Here is an 18984-nt window from a genome sequence, read left to right as displayed (position 1 = left end):
GCAAGGTTTTGAAAACATTACGGGTCTGTTAATTTCTATTTTAAAGCACCAAATCCTATCCCCGTTGAATTTCCAATTCCAACATTCCACGCAAATGCCAATTGTTCCGGACTTCCTTCTATAATGACAGGGCACATACTTGCCCTACAATCAATGCCATTAAAAGTGATCATTTTTGTTTTAGGGTTCTGATAATTAGGATCAAAATATACTTTTAAGCCTTCTTGATTAAGACCTGCCTTTTTGAGTTTATTCTTTAAAGTAGAAGTCATAAGCTCTCCACTTTCTTTATCTGAAAAGAGATAAAACTTTGTTCTTTCTCCTTCTTGTCTTTTAATAAAGACTGGGCTGGAGAGTAAAAACCTGTGTTTTTCTTCAAATTTTGGTTCCTGGCAAATAGTTACTCCTTCCACTTTCATTCCAAAATTGATTTCCGGATCATCTTGAATGTTTTGGATCAACCTTTTAAGCAATCCCACATCATAAGTACTAATCGCCCATTCTGCGCCATTTCTAAAATTTAATCCATCCTTAATCCTCTGACCTCCCTGCAACCAGGACAATGAATAAAGTGAAACATCATCATGTACTTCATTCTTTCCAAGCCATTTATGAAAGGCTCCTACCAGATATTTTTGGTAGTCAAAGGGTACTGCGCTTTTATTAGCCGAAATTTTTAAAATCAATCTCATATTCTTATTTTCTTTCCCTCAATCCGCATGGTTTTCTAGCCTTCCGTTTTTTTGATAGAGTTATTTATTTTACACATGTTTATATTAAGGTTACAAGTTAATAAATAAATCAGCTATACCAATAACTCTTTAATCTTATAGTAATTTATTATATCTTTGTTATGAAATCCATTGACGGCATTGAAAAATAACTCTTTATTCTTAAAAAGAAGCTTAATCGCACCATTATGGATTTCCCGGAGATTTTTATAGTCTCCGGTTTTTTTACTTCAATACAGAGCATTTCATGAAAGAAAAGTATCACTTTCCCGTACCAAGAGATAAAGTAAAGTCTCTTAAAGAAGCTATAAGTAAACTTCGATATCATCCTATCGAACATCTTTATATAATGAAAGACGGTCGGCAAATCAGAAAATTTGTTGGAGAATCGAATTTTATAAATATACCTCCGCAATATCTTTTTGAGTTTAAAGACGCTCAATTGATCCATAACCACCCATCTAACAACACCTTTTCTATTGAAGATATTAGAATGGCAATTTTTCATAATGTGAAAGAAATGTACGTGATCACTAAAGATTTTAGTTATTCGATTAAACGACCTGGCATATGGCCAATTGACATTGAGGATAGAACAACTAATATTGTGCTGAGTAAATCTAAAAGTATTGCTAATGAAGTAGTAGATAAAATGATTTCGCAATTTGAGATTGGTGTGAATGATAAAGAAGCAATAATATTTCACTATATTTGGATATTCTTTTTTGATTATTACAAAATAGACTATGAAAGAAAGGAACACTCCAAAAATATTTGATGATAGAGAATTGCCTAATAATAATATTAGCAAAGAAAAGTTATTAAGTATTGATGCTAAATATGCTTCTGAAGTTGAAAAACTAAAAAGTAAACTTTCAAAAGAAGTAGAACTAAGCTTAACAAAAAATGGTGAGCACATCGATATAAAATAATTGCTTAACATAGCTATCAGTTTTTCACCCCTACACAACCAAATCCCTGACTGCCTAAATTGCCAAAACCCGCATAATAGCCAATTTCCTGTAGTTCTACCGGAGCAGTTAATTCAAATTCATAACTATAGCCAATCAATTTAGAGGATTGCAGTGTGTTTTGTTTAATGGTAATACCCTTTTTATAAATTTTGCCAATGGAATTCAATTTTAAAACTGTTTCACCTTCAGAAAAGTCTGCATAAGTACCTGCCACAGCAAGCGCCTGTGCTTTAGAAACCAAATTTGAAAGCACAAGCTTTGCGTAATCTTCATCTTTTGGTTGAAGATAATCCTCTCCGCCATCAGGCCTTTTGTTTCTGATAAATATTGGCGATAGGCATCGGTAAGTCATCTTCTCCATAAACACCGGAGGTTCCAGGGCTTCAATATGAGAAACCGTATAGCTTACTTGAGTAATCTTATCCCCCAAAGTAAATTCCTGGTTCATGAAAATGCCTTTGATGAACTCTTCTGCGGTCCTGTCCACCAAACAGCTAAATTGAAATGAAGATTTATTACCCACATGCTCTAGTCTGCCAGCTTCGGGAATCACTTTTGATTTATCTAATACCAGATGTGAAAAGGTAAAAAGTCTGAAGGTTTTTTGTCCGGTAATATATCCCTGATCATGCAAAAAGCGGGCAAAATCGCTGTCAGCTGTATGAATGATTTTATAAATCACCGATGACAATTCATACTGATAATTGATCGGCAGGAACTTATCTCCATTAATTCTCTCTAAATGAATTTTAAACCTCATCATATATTATTTTATGGTTTTTCTTTCTTTCAATGCCCAAGGTACATTCCTGTTTTGACAACTTGTGTCAGAAACTCAAATCAGCTCTTTTTTTTCTAATGATAGCCTCTCCAATCTTTGACTGAAACAGGTTCATCCATCAAAAGCTCCAAAATCGTTCATTAGAAATATAGATTCTTTTGCGCTTTCTCTCAATTCTATTTTCCTACTACTTCCATTTGGTTTGCCAAATCCACTTTCTGCTTTCCCAATGCTGCAAAATTTTGAAAGGCTCGCGGGTGTAAGAAAGCCTCCATTTTATTGTTCAGGTAGTCAATCAATCCTTTATTATTAATGTGGCGCACTTCGCCTGGCAGCCCTAAAATAAATCGGCCAATACCCTCGTATCCTCTAATGGGGCCATAAAAGAAGTAACTCTCGTCCTCCTTAATTAAATAATCGATGGTGGCAGGGAATTCTTCCCTCATTAAATTATAGGCGCGCAAACTCAATTCAAGTTTTATCCAGACAGAAGCTGTGCCGGACATCCCAAAAAAGTCCCTATCCAGGTTTTCATGCTCCTCTTCAAACTTCCACGCCTGATCCAACACGATCACATCACCCATTCTTTCCAACTTAAAAAACTTCGTTTGCCGGGCATTTACATCAAAGGCCAATATGGTAAAAAAATCATTTTCTACGGACAAAGGCTCAATCAGTCGGTCGCCTATCCGGCCGCTTTCCGCAGAATGATAATGCTTAATTACCACCTGTTTTTTTTCAGCTATGCTTACTTTGAGTTTCTCAACCAGTTGACTTAACCTGGCTTTTACAATCAATTCTTTCACAGGAGGTAGTTCAGAACTTACATATAGCTTCTGCAACATGCTGTCCATTAAAGGATGTTTATTCAGACTTGCCAGTTGTCGCATGAATGCCAGTTCATCGGCAGTAAAAACAGGGTTAATTTTAGCCTCCAGATTTTGGTGCATGAAATAATTACCATAAAAATCCTTGTCAATGACAAATCCGGATTCTTCTAATAATTCAAGATAGCGGTACATACTTCTTTCTGACAATTCCATCATTACCGCCAACTTCTGTATAGTGTAGCGTTGTTTGGAAGAAAGCAAACTGATGATTTTTAATAATCTAAAGAGCTTAGGTTGAGCAGTCATTCCGGCTTTGGTTATATTAATAATTCATCAATATAATAATTAAATGTTGAGATATTAATTTATTTCGACAAACAATGGATTTTAGCTGCTGAAAAAGATATGACCCGTGCTGACGCTCCGGGGATGTGGACTTATTAAGGCTTAAATAAAATCACTTCCTCCTCCTAAACCCGTATAATAACTGCCTGGGCAAGGTTTGAGGGAATTCTTCCAAATTCTCAAAGCCTAATGGTTCATCCCTGCCGTCTTTAGGGATATAATGGGTGCCAAAAATATAATCCCAAATGCTTAGGGTAATTCCATAGTTGACACCGTTTTTAACAGGCAGCTTTTTGGCATGATGCCAGATGTGCATCTGTGGATTATTGAAAATATATTTTAGTGGCCCAAGAGGTACACTGATATTAGAATGATTAAAGTGTCCGACAGAAAGTGTAAATAAATGAACCAACAAAAATTCCTGAATACCAAAACCTATCATGGCCAAAGGAATATATTCAATGGTTCGGTAGACCACTGTTTCCATCCAGTGAAACCGCAGGTGTGCAGCAAATCCCATTTGCTCCACAGAATGGTGCACTTTATGAAACTCCCAAAGCCATGGCACGCGATGCAGAAGCCTGTGAACATTCCAATGAATAAAATCCCGAAGAATAAATAAAGTAAGTAGCTGCGCCCAAACAGGCCAGGATTGGATTTCGAAAGCTACAATATTTTCTAAGCCAAATAATCCCAGAAAATCGTTGAATAAATGAACCAACACATTGGAGAAAGCATAATAGCCTACCAATGAAAACAGGAAAAAGTTGAAAAACATATAAAAGGCATCCAGCCAAAAGTCTTTCCTGATTTTAGGCTGATTTTTTCTCCAGGGAAAAAGAAGCTCCAGGGCAAAAAAGAAAACAGAGATCCCAATCAACCAATAGAAATAGTTGCCCCAATGCGGGTGCAGAATTTCATTTCCCACATAGCGGGCATAATCAGTAAATGAGGTTTTAAAAAGTTCGAAGTATTGCATTTTCAATTTTAGCTACTTGCAAAGAACAGAAATTTTATGGAAAAGTTGGTAACAAAAGTTACAGTTGGTCATACTACAGGTGTAGCACCACCAGAGCAATTAATTAAATTGAACTATCAGCCTAACCATTGATATCATAAAAGCGTTTTTATCAAGTGATCCAACCTTAAATTATGCGTGATGAAAAAAGTTTTTTTGAGCATAGTAGCTAGTTTATTTATAGTAGGTATTTCGCTTGCGCAAACTGTAGTAAACAATACAACTAATAAAAAAACCAATTCTGAAGAAATAAAGATTGAAGATATCCCTCTCAAAGTAAAGGCTTCTGTCATGAAAGAAGCCATTCTTGTAAAAAATTTGAAGCATTCCTCAAGAGAAAAAAAGAATGGTGTTTATGTATATACTTTTATCATTAAAGAGGGTAAAGAAAAGTACCAATACCGATATGACGATCAGGGAAAGCTCTTAAAAAAAATGAAATGGGAAGGTGAAAAAGATCGTTAAAATAATATTTAAATGACTTTAATCCTCTTTTGAACAAATAAAAAAATCACTCCTTATTTTAACAAAGAGTGATTTTTCATAAAGTCATGGGCAGAAAACAACATGATTGACCTTTGAAGCCCTGGCGCCAATCATGCGCAATTTATATTTGTTTAATTTCAATCTCTTTCTTATTGCCTGTATTGCTACTTCCAATAGGCACGAAAACTTCCAGTTTGTTTTCATGGTACTGGGCTTCTATAGCATTGTTATCAGCAAAGGTTGGCAAATCCAGCTTGCGATAAAAAATCGGGATCAAAGCTGGTGCTTTATCGTTATTTTGATAATTGAGCGTTGCATAAATATGCAGTGCATTTTTTTCATAAATAACTTTTAAACTTTCTGCTGAAATACCAGGCGCATGTATATTAATAAGAGAACCATTTTCCTGATTCTTCACATCCATTGTCACTTGTGTTACTCCGCCACTCAATGTATTAAGTTGGTCACCTTGAAATAATAAATTTCTTAGCAACAATTTATTATTTAGTAAATTCATCTTGCCTTTCGTTGTTTATCTCTAAATAAGCAAATCGCATTCCAAAATTAAAAACAAGTGCTAACTAGCCAAATTGACAGCAAAAGCCATTTTATCTGTCAATTTTACAGGATCAATGTTTTTACATGGATTTTCTTCTTCAGCAAGTGCAAGATGTATCCCCTCTTTGATATCAGCATTCAAGGAAGTAGTAATTTCCCTTTATCATTTTACTATCTCCTATAATTTGTCAACATTAAGACATTATAAAATCCACTAATTAGTACCTTTGCGGTCTTAAGAAAATGAAACGTCCAAAAATTTCAGTAATTATCCCGGCATTTAATGAAGAAAATGCCGTAGGGCTTGTGGTAAAAGCCATTCCCAGTGAATGGGTGGATCATGTCATTGTGGTGAACAATGCTTCTACGGATGACACCAGGCGTTCTGCTGAAAAAGAGGGGGCGATAGTAATTGATCAGCCTGCAAAAGGTTATGGCAATGCCTGTTTGAAGGGCATAGAATATGTAAATAATATGAGCGAAAAGCCCGATATTATTGTTTTTCTTGATGCAGATTATTCAGATTATCCGGAGGAACTGCCTCTTTTGGTGAAACCAATCATAGAAGATAATGTTGATATGGTCATTGGCTCAAGAGCTTTAGGAAATAGGGACAATGGCTCCATGACATTTCCGCAAATATTTGGTAATTGGCTGGCAACACGACTGCTAAAATTATTTTACAATTATACTTTTACGGATCTGGGGCCATTTCGGGCTATTAAGTATGAACAGTTAATTGCCATCAATATGGTGGACAAAACCTATGGATGGACAGTAGAGATGCAGGTAAAGGCTGCGAAACACAAGCTGGTATGCACCGAAGTTCCTGTAAATTACAGGAACAGAATAGGGACGTCCAAAGTATCAGGGACAGTGAAAGGAGCTGTTTCAGCAGGCTATAAGATTTTATATACAATTTTTAAATATTTATAATAATGAATTGGGAGTGGATTATCATAGCAGTTTACAGCATAAGCCTGCTCTTCATATTCTTTTTTAGTTTGGGACAGCTACACCTAACATGGCACTATTTACGCGCTAAAAAACAGGCTAAAAATGAACATATTGATCCCAAAGCAAAAATTCCGGACAACTGGCCAAAAGTATGTGTACAGTTACCGGTTTACAATGAGCGCTATGTAGTAAGTGGCTTGGTAGATAAAGTGTGCCAGTTAGATTATCCCTCGGATTTATTGCAAATCCAGGTTTTAGATGATTCCACTGATGATACCACAGAAATTTTAACAGAAAAAATCAATTCCTGGAAAGCCAAAGGAGTAAACATTGAACTCATAAGAAGGCCCGACAGAAAAGGTTTTAAAGCCGGAGCTTTGCAATATGGGATGGAGGCGAGTGATGCTGAATTCATAGCTATTTTTGACGCTGATTTCTTACCGGATTCCAACTTTCTTAAAACCACTATCCCACAATTTCAACACCCAGGTGTTGGTGTGGTACAAACAAGGTGGGGACATGTGAATAAAGATTACTCATTGCTCACAAAATTGCAGGCTTTCGGATTGGATGCACATTTTACCATTGAACAAGTAGGCAGAAGCCATGCAGGCTCTTTTATCAACTTTAATGGCACAGCGGGTGTCTGGAGAAAGGAAACTATTATTGATGCTGGTGGCTGGTCGGCTGACACACTTACAGAAGATCTGGATCTCAGCTACAGAGCACAACTGAAAGGCTGGAAGTTCTTGTATCGAGAAGATGTGGAATCACCTGCTGAACTACCCATTATTATGCCTGCCATAAAATCCCAGCAGTTCCGTTGGAACAAAGGCGGGGCGGAAACAGCACGAAAAAACTTTGGTAAAGTATTGAGGTCAAACATTGGTCTCTCTAATAAAATACATGCCTTCTTTCATCTTTTCAATAGTTCTATTTTTATTGCTATTTTAATTACAGCACTATTGAGCATTCCGATGCTATACATCAAAAGTATCCATCCTGAATTACTCGTTTTATTCCAAATTGGAAGTGTTTTTTTAGTAGGTTTTTTCTCAATAGCTATTTTCTATTGGGTGGCCAATAAATACCTCATACCTGAAAAGCATGGCTGGTATTTTATACGCACATTCCCCGTTTTCATCACGGTTTCCATGGGCTTGTCATTACACAATGCATTGGCTGTGGCAGAAGGTTTACTAGGCTTTAAATCAGATTTTATCCGCACTCCGAAATTCAATCTATCGCAAAAAGGAGAAAGCTGGAAAACCAATAAATACATTAAACTCCAATTCAGCTGGCTTAGCATGCTGGAAGCTTTACTGGCTGTATACTTTGCTTTTGGTATTTTCCTGGGTTTCCATCTAAAAGATTACGGGTTGATAATTTTCCATTTTATGCTTATGATGGGTTTCATGATGGTGTTCTTTCATTCCGTGAAACCAGGTATGAAATAGTAACTCATGAAGTTGCCACAAAAAATAGCAATCGCATTATTCGGTCTTATACTTTTAAGCATATCCTATTTTACCGGCAGGTCTGATTCATTTTTACTACTCTCTCAATTCACAGTACTTTTTGGTCTTTATCTGTACTTAGCCGCCACCAGGGATAAAATCAGTTTGGCTGAAATAACAGGATTTGCTCTACTATTTCGTTTATTACTTTTGTTTTTAATACCCAATTTATCCGAAGATGTATTTCGATTTATCTGGGACGGAAAAATGTGGTTAAATGGATTGAATGCTTATACTGTTCTTCCTTCGGAAGCCACTAACCAAGAGTTACAGCATCTTTCCCCTTCACTATTCAACAGCCTTAACTCACCTGCTTATTACTCCATCTACCCACCCATTAATCAATTACTTTTTTACATAGCTGCATTGGCAGAAAATACCACATTCAGCATTGTCATTATCAGATTATTTGTATTGGCAGCAGAAATTGGCACTTTAATTATTTTACCTAAAGCCTTAGTACAATTCGGCCATTCAGCCAAAAATGTTATTTGGTACGCTCTCAACCCCCTGGTAATCCTGGAATTGACAGGAAGCCTGCATTTTGAGGCCTTTATCATTTTCTTTGCAGTACTTGCCTGCTATCACTATAAAAAAGGAAAATGGAAGAAAAGTGCCATTTGGATGGGCTTTGCCATCGCTTTCAAACTAATACCAGTGATTCTTTTAGCTGCGGTATTCAAAAAATTATCTTTCAAAAAATGGTTTCAGTATTGCCTGATAGCCGGATTGGTTTTTGCTATTAGTATAGCTCCTGTTTTGTTCTCAAATGGCTTCAAAGGCATGATAGAAAGTTCCTCTTTGTATTTTAAAAGTTTCGAATTCAACGGTAGCATTTACTACTTGTCAAGGGCTTTCGGCTATTGGTGGAAAAATTATAACATTATTGCAACTACGGGGCCATTGATGGGGATTTTGAGTTTCATAAGTATACTGGTTTATAATATAATGGTTAAGAAATCAGTCAGTATAGCTGAAAAGTTTATGTGGACATGGTTTTTATATTGCCTGTTTGCAACCACTTTGCATCCCTGGTATTGCCTGCCTTTGTTGGCTTTCGGGCTGTTAACGCATTATAAATTCCCCATCCTCTGGACTTTTCTGATTTTCTTCACTTATATTGGATATACGGAATCGGGATTTCAGGAAAACCTATGGATCACTCTTATGGAATACATCCTGTTATTTACTTTTGTCGTATTTGAGATAATAGGCAGAAGAGGTTCAAAATTTACACCTAATTCTAAATGAAAACTTTCTTGAAAATACTGGTTTTTTCTTTTTTACAATCGCTCATGGCCTGTGGACAGCAGAGTTACGAACAAAAACTCTCCTCCCTTTATAAAAACACAGTCCCCACCATCAGCCCTCATGAATTGGATATGCTCAGAAAACAGAGCAAGGTGTTAATTTTGGACACAAGGTCAGCAAAGGAATTTAGCATTAGCCACCTGGAAGGTGCGGAATTTGAGGATTACGCCAGATTCGATATTTCAAAGTATAATGAAATAGACAAAAGCCAACCTATCGTGGTATATTGTTCCGTAGGCTACCGCAGTGAGCGCATAGGGGAAAAATTACAGAAGGCAGGATTCAGGAATGTGCAAAACCTATACGGAGGCATTTTCCAATGGAAAAACGAAGGGAAGCCTGTCATCAATCAGCAAAATGAAAAAACCGATAGTGTACACACCTATAACAAGCAATGGGGGAAGTGGTTGGAGGAAGATAAAGCCATAAAAGTTTATGAATAACAATAGACTGCTCATTATTTTTGTAAAGAATCCTGAATTGGGCAAATGCAAAACGCGCCTGGCTGCCACTATTGGAGATGAAAAAGCTTTACAGTTTTACCAACAAATGCTGGAGAGAACAAAGGAAGTGGCCACTTCTGCCAATTCCCAAAAGGCAGTCTATTATTCCTCTTTTATTGATGAAAATGACCTATGGCCCAATGAGGTTTTTTCAAAACACTTACAAATAAAAGGAGAGTTGGGCATTAAGATGTCCCAGGCATTTGAGAACTCTTTTAAAGCTGGCTATACGTCTGTCTGCATTATCGGGAGCGACTGCTATGAACTGGATACCAAAACAATTAATGAAGCCTTTAAAGTGCTTGAAAACAAGCAAGCTGTAATTGGCCCCAGTACTGATGGTGGATATTATCTATTGGGAATGAATCAACTGATTCCTGGAGTATTTGAAAACAAGGAATGGAGTACAGCAACTGTGAGTGCTGAAACCCTGAATGATTTTGAACAACTGAATATTAGCTACTCAAAGCTAAAAGTTCTTACCGACATAGATACAGAAGAGGATTTAAAAACTATTCCTGAAGATAAGTTGAAACTCATGAGGGTAAAGTGATTGCTTCAGTACGGAACTGTGGATCTAAAGGCATTAGCTGGATTTTATAATACTGCAATCATTTTAATCAATCTTTTGACCTAAAAAATTATAGTTTCCCGAGAGCGAATCCCCTCTCCTTCGGGGAGGATTGGGTGGGGCATATATGCTGATATAATTAAAACTGATAAAAATAAAACTGATACTATTATAATGGTTATTACGAAGCCACTTACTCTAAATTCTATAGCCCAGTATAAACAATAAAGCGCTGAAGCAATCTTATGAAGGGTAACGAAGATGATACTTAGCTGATAATTGAAAACATAGGCAACTGAATGGAAATGAGCTTCCAATGCGAGAGATCTCAACTATGGCCTGCCCCACACCTAACTATTAAATTTTAAATGGGTTTCCGTTGGACTAGTCTAAGGATGTTGTCTATAGCCGACAGATTGCTTCACATGAATTCCGCTAGCACGGAATAGCATGCTCGCAATGACCAGTAATAGCAATAAAGCTAAACAAAGAATAAATTTTAAATGAGAAAAACAAAACGCATAAAAAAAGGCTCCATTTGGAGCCTTTAACAAACTATTATAAATAAAAATTAACCAATGGCTACTCTTTTAAATTCAGAAACTGTCATACCTTTGTTGGCGCTATCAAGATATTGCGCAATGGTTAACTTATTGTCTTTAACAAATGCCTGGCTCAATAAAGTATTTTCTTTGAAGAATTTGTTCAATTTACCCTGAGCAATTTTTTCCAACATTTCTTCAGGTTTACCTTCCTGACGAGCCGTTTCCTTGCCTATTTCAATTTCTTTTTCAATGATGGAAGAATCAACACCATCTTTATCCAAAGCTACAGGATTCATAGCAGCAATTTGCATAGCAACATCACGGCCCACAGCATTTGCATCAGAAGAACCAGTGTTTTTCAAGGCTACTAATACACCTAGTTTGCTCCCTGCATGTACATAAGAAACCACTTTTTCTCCAGAGATTTTTTCATAATCGCTGATCTCTAATTTCTCACCTATTTTACCAATCAACTCAACTAATTTTTCCTGAACAGTAAGTCCGTCCAATGGCAATGCTTTTAAAGCATCCAAATCAGCAGGTTTATGTTCAGTTACTAAATTAATGATAGTATTTCCCATTTTCTGGAAATCTTCATTCTTAGCTACGAAATCTGTTTCGCAAGTAAGAGAGATCAGGAACGCTTCAGTTTCGTCTGCGTTGGTTTTGATAAAGATAGTTCCTTCAGTAGTTTCTCTATCGGCTCTCTTCTCAGATAGTTTTTGTCCTTTTTTTCTAAGGTTCTCAATTGCTTTGTCGAAGTCACCATCGGCTTCAACAAGTGCCTTTTTACAGTCCATCATTCCGGCACCTGTCATTTTTCTAAGCTTATTTACTTCTTGTGCTGTAATAGCCATGCTTGATAAATTTTAATGGTTAAATATTTTGATTAAATACTCTTGAAAAGGTTGTGTGTAAAAAAAAATTGAACATCGAAGCTAGCCCAATGTTCAATTTTTATTATACTCAATATTAAAAATTATGAGATAATTATTCAGCAGATGCTTTGGACTCCTCTTTAGTGTCTACTGCCTTCTTCTCATCTTCTGCTTGTTTCATTTTAGCATCGTCTTTCTCCGCTTTTCTTTCCATCAAACCTTCTTCAATTGCTTTACCGAAAGTTTTCAAGATAATGCTGATAGATTTCCATGCATCATCATTGGCTGGAATAGGATAATCAACTTGTGTAGGATCAGAATTGGTATCCACCATTGCAAAAACAGGTATGTTCAATTTTTGCGCTTCTTTGATAGCAATGTGCTCTCTTTTAATATCCACAACAAATAATGCTGATGGTAAACGATTTAACTCAGTAATACCACCAAGGATACGCTCTAATTTTTCACGCTCACGCTGAATCATTAAACGCTCCCTTTTTGCCAGGTTAAGATATGCTTCTTCTTTCATAAGCTTATCAATACCAGACAATTTTTTCAATGACTTACGAATAGTAGCGAAGTTAGTCATCATTCCGCCTAACCATCTGTCAGTCACATAAGGCATATTCAATCTTTTAGCCTCTTCCTGCACGATATCCTGTGCTTGTTTTTTAGTGGCTACAAACATTACCTTTTTACCTGATCTCACATGCTGTTTGATGGCATGACAAGCCTCATCCAATGCAGCGAGGGTTTTGTTCAGGTCAATAATATGGATGCCATTACGCTCCATGAAAATGTATGGGGCCATTTTTGGATCCCATTTTCTTGTTAAGTGTCCGAAATGCACACCAGCCTCCAGTAAGTCTTTATACTCCAGCTTTGCCATAGAAATTTATATTTAAAAGATATATATTGATTAACGTTTACTAAACTGGAATTTCTTCCTCGCTTTTCTTCTACCGTATTTCTTACGTTCCACCATTCTTGGATCTCTTGTAAGGAATCCTTCTTTTTTCAAGGCAGGTCGGTTTTCAGGATCAACCTCACACAAAGCGCGAGAGATAGCCAAACGAATAGCTTCAGCTTGTCCGGCAGTACCACCACCATCTACATTGATTTTTAAATCAAAAGTTCCTTCAGTTCCAGATGTTACTAAAGGTTGTTGTACAATTGCTTGTAAAATTTCAGTAGGGAAATAAACTTTGAAGTCTTTAGTGTTGACTGTGATATTTCCTTTGCCTGCCTGTAAAAACAAACGAGCAACAGATGTTTTTCTTCTACCAATGGTATTTATAACTTCCATCTATTATATTTTTAGATTTCTTTAATTGTTGGTTTTTGTGCTTCGTGTTGGTGCTCAGCGCCTTCATATACATAAAGGTTTCTGAATAATTCCCTACCTAATCTGTTTTTAGGTAACATACCTCTTACAGATCTTTCTACCAATAAAGTAGAAGATTTTGCTTTCAACTGACGAGGAGTCGTATCACGCTGTCCACCCGGATAGCCTGTATATCTTTGGTAAACACGGTCATCCCATTTCTTACCGGTCAAAATGATCTTATCAGCATTGATGATAATCACATTATCCCCGCAATCTACATTAGGAGTATAGCCGGGCTTATGTTTTCCTCGGATTAATTTTGCTACATCACTTGCAAATCTACCTAAAACTTTTCCAGCTGCATCTACTACAATCCAGTCTTTGTTTACAGTAGCGTTATTTGCCGAGATGGTTTTGTAACTAAGCGTATCCACTATTTTTTCTTTTTGATTGTTCTTAACTTCTTGTAAATAAGCCATTTAGAACTGCATGCAATATTCAACAAGGCATACTTCCCTCTAAATGGGACACAAAGATAGATTCTTAATAATTTAAATGCAACACTCTTTAGAAAAAAGAGTGTTAAATATCAACAATTCAAACTCACGAGCTCCCGATTGAAGCTCTCTGCTCCCACCTCATTAAAAACAAAGGACAATTGCTGATTATCTTATGGGTCCATAAAATAAAAGCTTCACCTTCTTAAATTCTGCTTCCTAACTTTTGTTTTTCTCCAGTTGCTTCACCGCCACTGCAAAGTCTTTAGGGTAAGGAGCATCCCGAACAATAAAATTTCCCGAAAGGTCTGTCAATCCCAACTGCAAGGCATGTAGTGCAAAACGCTTCATGATAGGTTGCTCTTCCTCATCTTTGCTGGTGTGGTATTTTTTCTTGAATTCGGAAAGCATCAGTGGCTTTCCTCCATAGGCTTCATCGCCTGAAATAGAGGCTTTTAAAGCAGCTAAATGCACTCTTATTTGATGCATTCTGCCGGATTCGGGCAAGCATTCTACCAAAGTGTGCTTTTTATATGCTTCCACTGTGTTAAAAATAGTCTTCGCTGTTTTACCCTTTTTATGAGAAACTTTTACAAAGCCCGATGAAGTAAGGTGTAATGGCAAATCAACTATTTCTTCCTTAAAATCATGGATTCCATCAGCAATAGCGTGGTATTTTTTGGTAATCTTCCTTTTCTCAAACTGTATAGCTGCATTTCTGTAAGCCTCAGGATTTTTGGCAATTAATAATATCCCGGATGTCTCTTTATCCAGTCTGTGGCAAATTTGAGCATCAGAACAATATTCTTTTGTAAGCGATAATATGGTAATCGAATCGTACCTATCGGATAGGGTGGAAAAGAACGGTGGTTTATTAATGAAAATGTAATCTTCTGATTCATCCAGAATCAGGCTTTTTAATGTATTAATGTACATGTTGTTATTGAATTCCTTTTTATTAACACTTACGCTAAAGGCTTACTAACGGATGGTAGTGGTTTGTTTTTTCCTTGCATCTTCCTTGGAAGTTTAAAACTAAATGTAGAGCCTTTTCCCAATGAACTCGTCACTGAAACGGATGAGCCATGGGCTTCAATGATATGTTTTACAATTGCCAAACCTAAACCTGTACCTCCCCTATCTTTAGATCTGCTTTTGTCAATTCTATAAAACCTTTCAAATATTCTTTTAATATGATCGGGTGAAATGCCAGTACCATGATCGCGTACCGAAACCTCTACTTCATTGCTCCTGATTTCAAAACCTACAACTACTTTGGTATTTTCCTCGGAGTACTTGATAGCATTGGAAATCAAATTCAACATTACCTGATAAATCCTGTGATAGTCAGCATATACTTTAATTTCATCCTCATAGGTTTTATCAAATTGTAAATCGATGCTTTTCTTATCTGCCTTTCCTTCAAACTGCTCGAAAACATCCTGCATTAAATCCATCAGGCTAAATGATTCAAAATGCATTTTGATTTCTCCTGCCTCAATATGAGAGAGGGTAAGCAAATCATTCACCAGCATTTCCAAGCCATCAAGGCTTTTAGCTGCCTTTTTCAAGAACTTCCCCCTCACTGCTTTGTCTTTCACTGCGCCATCAAGCAAAGTATACACAAATCCCTGAGCTGCAAAGATAGGGGTTTTTAATTCATGCGAGACATCCGCCAGGAATTCCCTTCTGTAAGCGGCCATTCTTTTAAGTTCTTCTATTTCCTGCTGTTTTATGGCGGCATAGGAAAATATCTCCTGATTGATTTTTTTCAGGGGATTCAATGTCTTTTTCTCTTCCAGTTCCTCCACAAACGAATAGTCCTTCTCGCCCAACTTGTTGAACACATCATAGATCCTATTGATTTCCTTAAAGAAGATAAATTCCAAAACAATTGAAATCAACAAATAAGAACTAGTACCTGAAAGGATAAAAGTAAGCAAAAGGGCAACATCGGAGATATTTTCCAACAAGCTCAAAAAAGCAGTTGTGACGATGGAAATCGACAGTGCCAGTAATACGGAAACGCCCCTTGAATTAAAAAACATAATACTTATATGAACCTAAGGTCGATTAGTAATGGCAAGTTATCAGTACCCGGAAAAGTGTTTTCGGAACTGAACAAAATATTACCAGCCAAACTTTGAGTGCAAATATAATTAAAGCAAATCGAATTTATAGCCAACTCCTTTCACCGTAGTAATATAACCTTCCCCAACTTTCTCCCTTACTTTTCTCACATGCACATCCACCGTACGGGCTAAAACATATACATCTGATCCCCAGATATTTTGCAACAAATCATCCCTATTGAATACCTTATTAGGATTCTGGGCAAGAAAAAACAAAAGTTCAAACTCTTTTTTGGGCAATGTGATCTGCTTTCCATCTATGGTCACGGTGTAACTAGTTCTGTCAATGGTAAGGCTGCCAACCGAAATTTTATTGTTGTCCTTTTTCTTTTTCACATCTCTTCTGAAAAAAGCATTGATGCGACTCATTAAGGCTCGTGGCTTAATGGGCTTGGTAATATAATCATCCGCACCATTTTCAAAAGCAGCTACTTCAGAATATTCCTCAGAACGAGCTGTAAGGAAAATAATAAAAGAATTGGCCGTTTCAGGCAAGTCACGTAATTGACGACAAGTTTCCACTCCGTCCTGATTAGGCATCATAATGTCCAGAAGCACTAATTGTGGCTGAAAATCCCTGGCTATTTCAACTCCTTTTCTGCCGTCATTTGCTGTTTTCACTTCATAACCTTCTTTTTGAAGGTTATATTCCAGTAGTTCCAGAATATCAGCTTCATCATCCACGACAAGCACTTTCAGATTCTGCTTGTTTCCCATAGTTATCTTCAGTTTTGTTAGCATAAAACTCGCTAAAAATATTTATAATTTAAGCCATAAATTCCTTATTAACAATTTATTAATATGAAGGAAATATTTTAACAACAAGCTTAAAGTGATTTAAAGTTGTTTTTATAATAATTAAGCATGGTTTTAAGGTCGGAATGATGCTTCTCTTCAAATTCGATCTCCAATACCGCCTGGGTGCCAGTGTACCTTTTATAGGATAATAAATGAGCATTATTGAGCTCATTATTATTTACAATCGATGTAGCATAGTTGGGATTGGAAAAATTAATTTGTTTTAAGTCATTCTTGAATTTTTCAAATATTTCATATTTGAGTTGCTCCTTTTGAACAGTAGGTACATGTTTAATCTCCTGATAAATTTTTCTGAATTTGGGTAGCCAATCCCTTACAAAATTATCCAATAATAGTTTATCGGCTGATCTCTTTTTGTACTTTAACAGATAACTACTATCATTAGGGAAATGATGTTGTAAAAATCCTTCCGCACCTTTTCTGCCAATAAAGGTGGCCAGATTTTCATTGAAGTCCACACTATCCTTTATATAAACCACATCATGTGTAAGTTCATGTATAATGAGTTCTGCTAACCTCCCTTCAGGGCTTTCCAGCACCTTACTTAATAAAGGATCGTTTAACCAGCCTAATGTAGACCATGCGGAAACTGGTCTCATCCTTACATCATAACCTTTGGCTTGTAACTCTTTTTTTAAATGAAGGGCTTTTGCTTCATCAAAGAACCCTTTATACTCCACCTTACCCAGAAAAGGAAATTCCCAATGATAGCTTTCAAGCTTATAAGGTAGGGAAGCTGTAATTACCCAAAGAATATCCTTCCCCTTCTGATCAAACATTTTATCATATTGACCCTCAACAGGCATTTCCAGGTATTGTTTAGCATAGTTTTTTATATCATTTACTAAGTGAATCTTATATTTAACTGAATCAGGAACAGCTTTGTCATTCAGGTAAAAGTTTAATGGTTCAGCTTCATTGATCACTTTCCACTGCCCTTTAGCCTGCATCAACCCATAAGCTATTAAATCCCATTTAGCTATTATTACTAAGGTCATGATTAAAAGAAAAATGCCCAAAATATATCTAAACTTCGTCTTCATCAACCTTCTTATTTTGTGATAGGAATAGTCTTGAAAATATTAAAATAAATGGCGTGAGAGAATTCAAATTGACGGTTTTCTATATCCCAATAAGGTTCAAACCTCAATAATAACGTGGATGATTTCCCAATATTGAATTCATTCATCACGCGTAGTATAAGTAATTGCCTCACATCCTCAAACCTCCTGGAGCCGTTGTTGGTAGTGAAAGATTGATAAATCCTTCCTCCTTTGTAGGAATGAAAATGGTCGCCATACCAATAACTCAGCATAAAATCCCCTATTTTGGTTTCAATCATTCCATTTAAATAGTAACCATAACCTTGTTTGTAAGGTAATTCAAACGCTTTTGAATCATCGAAAAAATGTAGGAAATGTCCTTCCAATTCGTATCCATGAAAAAAAGGATGCTGCCACTTTTCATCAAATGACATTCCAAAAGAATTATTATATCTAATAATCAATGGATCTGTAGTAATGGTATCAATCTGTCCTGCTTTATGATAGCCTTTAAATTGGTAATGTAATTTAAAGGCTTTTCTTTCCATATTATATAATTCATAAATACTCACCAGCCCTCCGGAAAGTTGTTCCTCAAAAGGTGAATTGTTATAAATCATTCGTTCCCAATTTACCCAGGCATCCAAAAATAGTTTAGGGCGATTAAATTTGTATTGAATGCCACTTTCCGGCACATCATACATCAGTCTTTCAAAATCTTCCAGTGGCTCAATCTGCCTGTGGTGAATAGAACCGTTGATATTGCCGAGCAACAACTGGCTATCATTCCAATCATATAAAATGGAAAAGTATGGAATTGCGTAGGTAAGTTTATTGTTGCCAAAATCCTTTTGTAAAAACATTCCTCCTTCCACTTTTACCTGTTCATGCAGTTGCCAACCGATAGCAGGTGTTACCCTATAACCAAAAAGTGTATATCCCTCTACTATTTTGTTGAAATATTCATTATTTTTATTGAATGCCAAAGCACGCAAAGTGAAGCTAAATGGTGTTTCGGGAGTAGTATCTTTTACGATGGGCTGTTCCAAGCCTGTATTGTCCAGCTGAGCGAACAGCCTTAAAGAAGGAATTAAAAAAATAAATACTCCTAAAATAATTGATTTTTTAACGTGCATTGATGGCTAAATTAAAAAGCAAATA

At 36.4% G+C, this 18984-nt stretch carries 22 protein-coding genes; 8 read left to right on the top strand and 14 right to left on the bottom strand.

Annotated elements, in window-relative coordinates:
- Positions 1–35: 35 nt before the first annotated feature.
- Positions 36–692, bottom strand: a complete 657-nt coding sequence (cas6, locus tag JKA74_RS01205) for a CRISPR-associated endoribonuclease Cas6 (protein ID WP_201429324.1) — start codon at positions 690–692, stop codon at positions 36–38.
- Between the two features lie 388 nt (positions 693–1080).
- Between cas6 (JKA74_RS01205) and JKA74_RS01200 the strand changes: the two genes are divergently transcribed.
- On the top strand, positions 1081–1509 hold the full coding sequence (locus JKA74_RS01200) for a hypothetical protein (protein ID WP_201429323.1): 429 nt from the start codon (positions 1081–1083) through the stop codon (positions 1507–1509).
- On the top strand, positions 1478–1663 hold the full coding sequence (locus tag JKA74_RS01195) for a hypothetical protein (RefSeq protein ID WP_201429322.1): 186 nt from the start codon (positions 1478–1480) through the stop codon (positions 1661–1663). Before JKA74_RS01200 ends, JKA74_RS01195 begins: the two co-directional genes overlap by 32 nt.
- A gap of 16 nt (positions 1664–1679) precedes the next feature.
- On the opposite strand, the gene cas6 (JKA74_RS01190) is transcribed toward JKA74_RS01195, so the two are convergent.
- The 3 genes from cas6 (JKA74_RS01190) to JKA74_RS01180 all read right to left on the bottom strand — a co-directional run bounded on the left by cas6 (JKA74_RS01190) (position 1680) and on the right by JKA74_RS01180 (position 4640).
- Complete coding sequence (gene cas6 / locus JKA74_RS01190) at positions 1680–2468, bottom strand: CRISPR-associated endoribonuclease Cas6 (RefSeq protein WP_201429321.1); 789 nt, start codon at positions 2466–2468, stop codon at positions 1680–1682.
- 194 nt (positions 2469–2662) lie between these two features.
- A complete protein-coding gene (locus JKA74_RS01185) occupies positions 2663–3622 on the bottom strand; it encodes a helix-turn-helix transcriptional regulator (protein WP_201429320.1) in 960 nt (319 codons plus the stop codon).
- Positions 3623–3773: 151 nt separating this feature from the next.
- Positions 3774–4640, bottom strand: coding sequence for a sterol desaturase family protein (locus tag JKA74_RS01180; protein WP_201429319.1), 867 nt, complete (start codon positions 4638–4640; stop codon positions 3774–3776).
- 180 nt (positions 4641–4820) lie between these two features.
- Here JKA74_RS01180 and JKA74_RS01175 point away from each other — a divergent pair, with 180 nt between their 5' ends.
- Positions 4821–5144: a hypothetical protein gene (locus JKA74_RS01175; protein WP_201429318.1), complete on the top strand. Its 324-nt coding sequence runs from the start codon at positions 4821–4823 to the stop codon at positions 5142–5144.
- A 142-nt stretch (positions 5145–5286) separates the two neighbouring features.
- Here the strand turns inward: JKA74_RS01175 and JKA74_RS01170 are convergent, their stop codons facing one another.
- Positions 5287–5682 (bottom strand): Hsp20 family protein, encoded by a 396-nt coding sequence (locus tag JKA74_RS01170; RefSeq protein ID WP_201429317.1) that lies wholly within the window; start codon positions 5680–5682, stop codon positions 5287–5289.
- Positions 5683–5966: 284 nt separating this feature from the next.
- Between JKA74_RS01170 and JKA74_RS01165 the strand changes: the two genes are divergently transcribed.
- The 5 genes from JKA74_RS01165 to JKA74_RS01145 are packed head-to-tail and all read left to right on the top strand — an operon-like array spanning position 5967 to position 10564.
- The gene (locus JKA74_RS01165) at positions 5967–6659 is read left to right on the top strand and encodes a glycosyltransferase family 2 protein (protein ID WP_201429316.1); all 693 of its coding nucleotides are present in this window, start codon (positions 5967–5969) and stop codon (positions 6657–6659) included.
- Between the two features lie 2 nt (positions 6660–6661).
- Complete coding sequence (locus tag JKA74_RS01160; protein ID WP_201429315.1) at positions 6662–8137, top strand: cellulose synthase family protein; 1476 nt, start codon at positions 6662–6664, stop codon at positions 8135–8137.
- A gap of 6 nt (positions 8138–8143) precedes the next feature.
- The gene (locus JKA74_RS01155; RefSeq protein ID WP_201429314.1) at positions 8144–9448 is read left to right on the top strand and encodes a glycosyltransferase 87 family protein; all 1305 of its coding nucleotides are present in this window, start codon (positions 8144–8146) and stop codon (positions 9446–9448) included.
- Positions 9445–9951, top strand: a complete 507-nt coding sequence (locus JKA74_RS01150) for a rhodanese-like domain-containing protein (protein ID WP_201429313.1) — start codon at positions 9445–9447, stop codon at positions 9949–9951. The genes JKA74_RS01155 and JKA74_RS01150 overlap by 4 nt, the downstream gene beginning before the upstream one ends.
- Positions 9944–10564 carry a TIGR04282 family arsenosugar biosynthesis glycosyltransferase gene (locus JKA74_RS01145; RefSeq protein ID WP_201429312.1) on the top strand — a complete coding sequence of 207 codons (621 nt, stop codon included), beginning with the start codon at positions 9944–9946 and terminating at the stop codon, positions 10562–10564. The genes JKA74_RS01150 and JKA74_RS01145 overlap by 8 nt, the downstream gene beginning before the upstream one ends.
- Before the next feature lie 589 nt (positions 10565–11153).
- On the opposite strand, the gene tsf is transcribed toward JKA74_RS01145, so the two are convergent.
- The 9 genes from tsf to JKA74_RS01100 all read right to left on the bottom strand — a co-directional run bounded on the left by tsf (position 11154) and on the right by JKA74_RS01100 (position 18959).
- Complete coding sequence (gene tsf / locus JKA74_RS01140; RefSeq protein WP_201429311.1) at positions 11154–11984, bottom strand: translation elongation factor Ts; 831 nt, start codon at positions 11982–11984, stop codon at positions 11154–11156.
- Positions 11985–12117: 133 nt separating this feature from the next.
- On the bottom strand, positions 12118–12894 hold the full coding sequence (gene rpsB / locus JKA74_RS01135) for a 30S ribosomal protein S2 (protein ID WP_201429310.1): 777 nt from the start codon (positions 12892–12894) through the stop codon (positions 12118–12120).
- Between the two features lie 30 nt (positions 12895–12924).
- Positions 12925–13311 carry a 30S ribosomal protein S9 gene (rpsI, locus tag JKA74_RS01130; RefSeq protein WP_201429309.1) on the bottom strand — a complete coding sequence of 129 codons (387 nt, stop codon included), beginning with the start codon at positions 13309–13311 and terminating at the stop codon, positions 12925–12927.
- Positions 13312–13322: 11 nt separating this feature from the next.
- A complete protein-coding gene (gene rplM, locus JKA74_RS01125; protein ID WP_317193560.1) occupies positions 13323–13766 on the bottom strand; it encodes a 50S ribosomal protein L13 in 444 nt (147 codons plus the stop codon).
- 282 nt (positions 13767–14048) lie between these two features.
- Positions 14049–14765, bottom strand: coding sequence for an RluA family pseudouridine synthase (locus JKA74_RS01120; protein WP_201429307.1), 717 nt, complete (start codon positions 14763–14765; stop codon positions 14049–14051).
- 29 nt (positions 14766–14794) lie between these two features.
- Positions 14795–15877, bottom strand: a complete 1083-nt coding sequence (locus JKA74_RS01115; RefSeq protein ID WP_201429306.1) for a sensor histidine kinase — start codon at positions 15875–15877, stop codon at positions 14795–14797.
- A gap of 111 nt (positions 15878–15988) precedes the next feature.
- A complete protein-coding gene (locus JKA74_RS01110) occupies positions 15989–16678 on the bottom strand; it encodes a response regulator (RefSeq protein ID WP_201429305.1) in 690 nt (229 codons plus the stop codon).
- A 110-nt stretch (positions 16679–16788) separates the two neighbouring features.
- Complete coding sequence (locus tag JKA74_RS01105) at positions 16789–17778, bottom strand: aminopeptidase (protein ID WP_201429304.1); 990 nt, start codon at positions 17776–17778, stop codon at positions 16789–16791.
- 53 nt (positions 17779–17831) lie between these two features.
- Entirely contained in the window at positions 17832–18959 is a 1128-nt protein-coding gene (locus JKA74_RS01100; protein ID WP_201429303.1) for a hypothetical protein, read from the bottom strand.
- Between the last annotated feature and the right edge of the window lie 25 nt (positions 18960–18984).

This window comes from Marivirga aurantiaca (genome assembly GCF_016679925.1).
Lineage (GTDB): Bacteria > Bacteroidota > Bacteroidia > Cytophagales > Cyclobacteriaceae > Marivirga > Marivirga aurantiaca.
The sequence above is the reverse complement of the archived record's forward strand: the minus strand, read 5'-3'. Positions and strand labels throughout refer to the sequence as shown.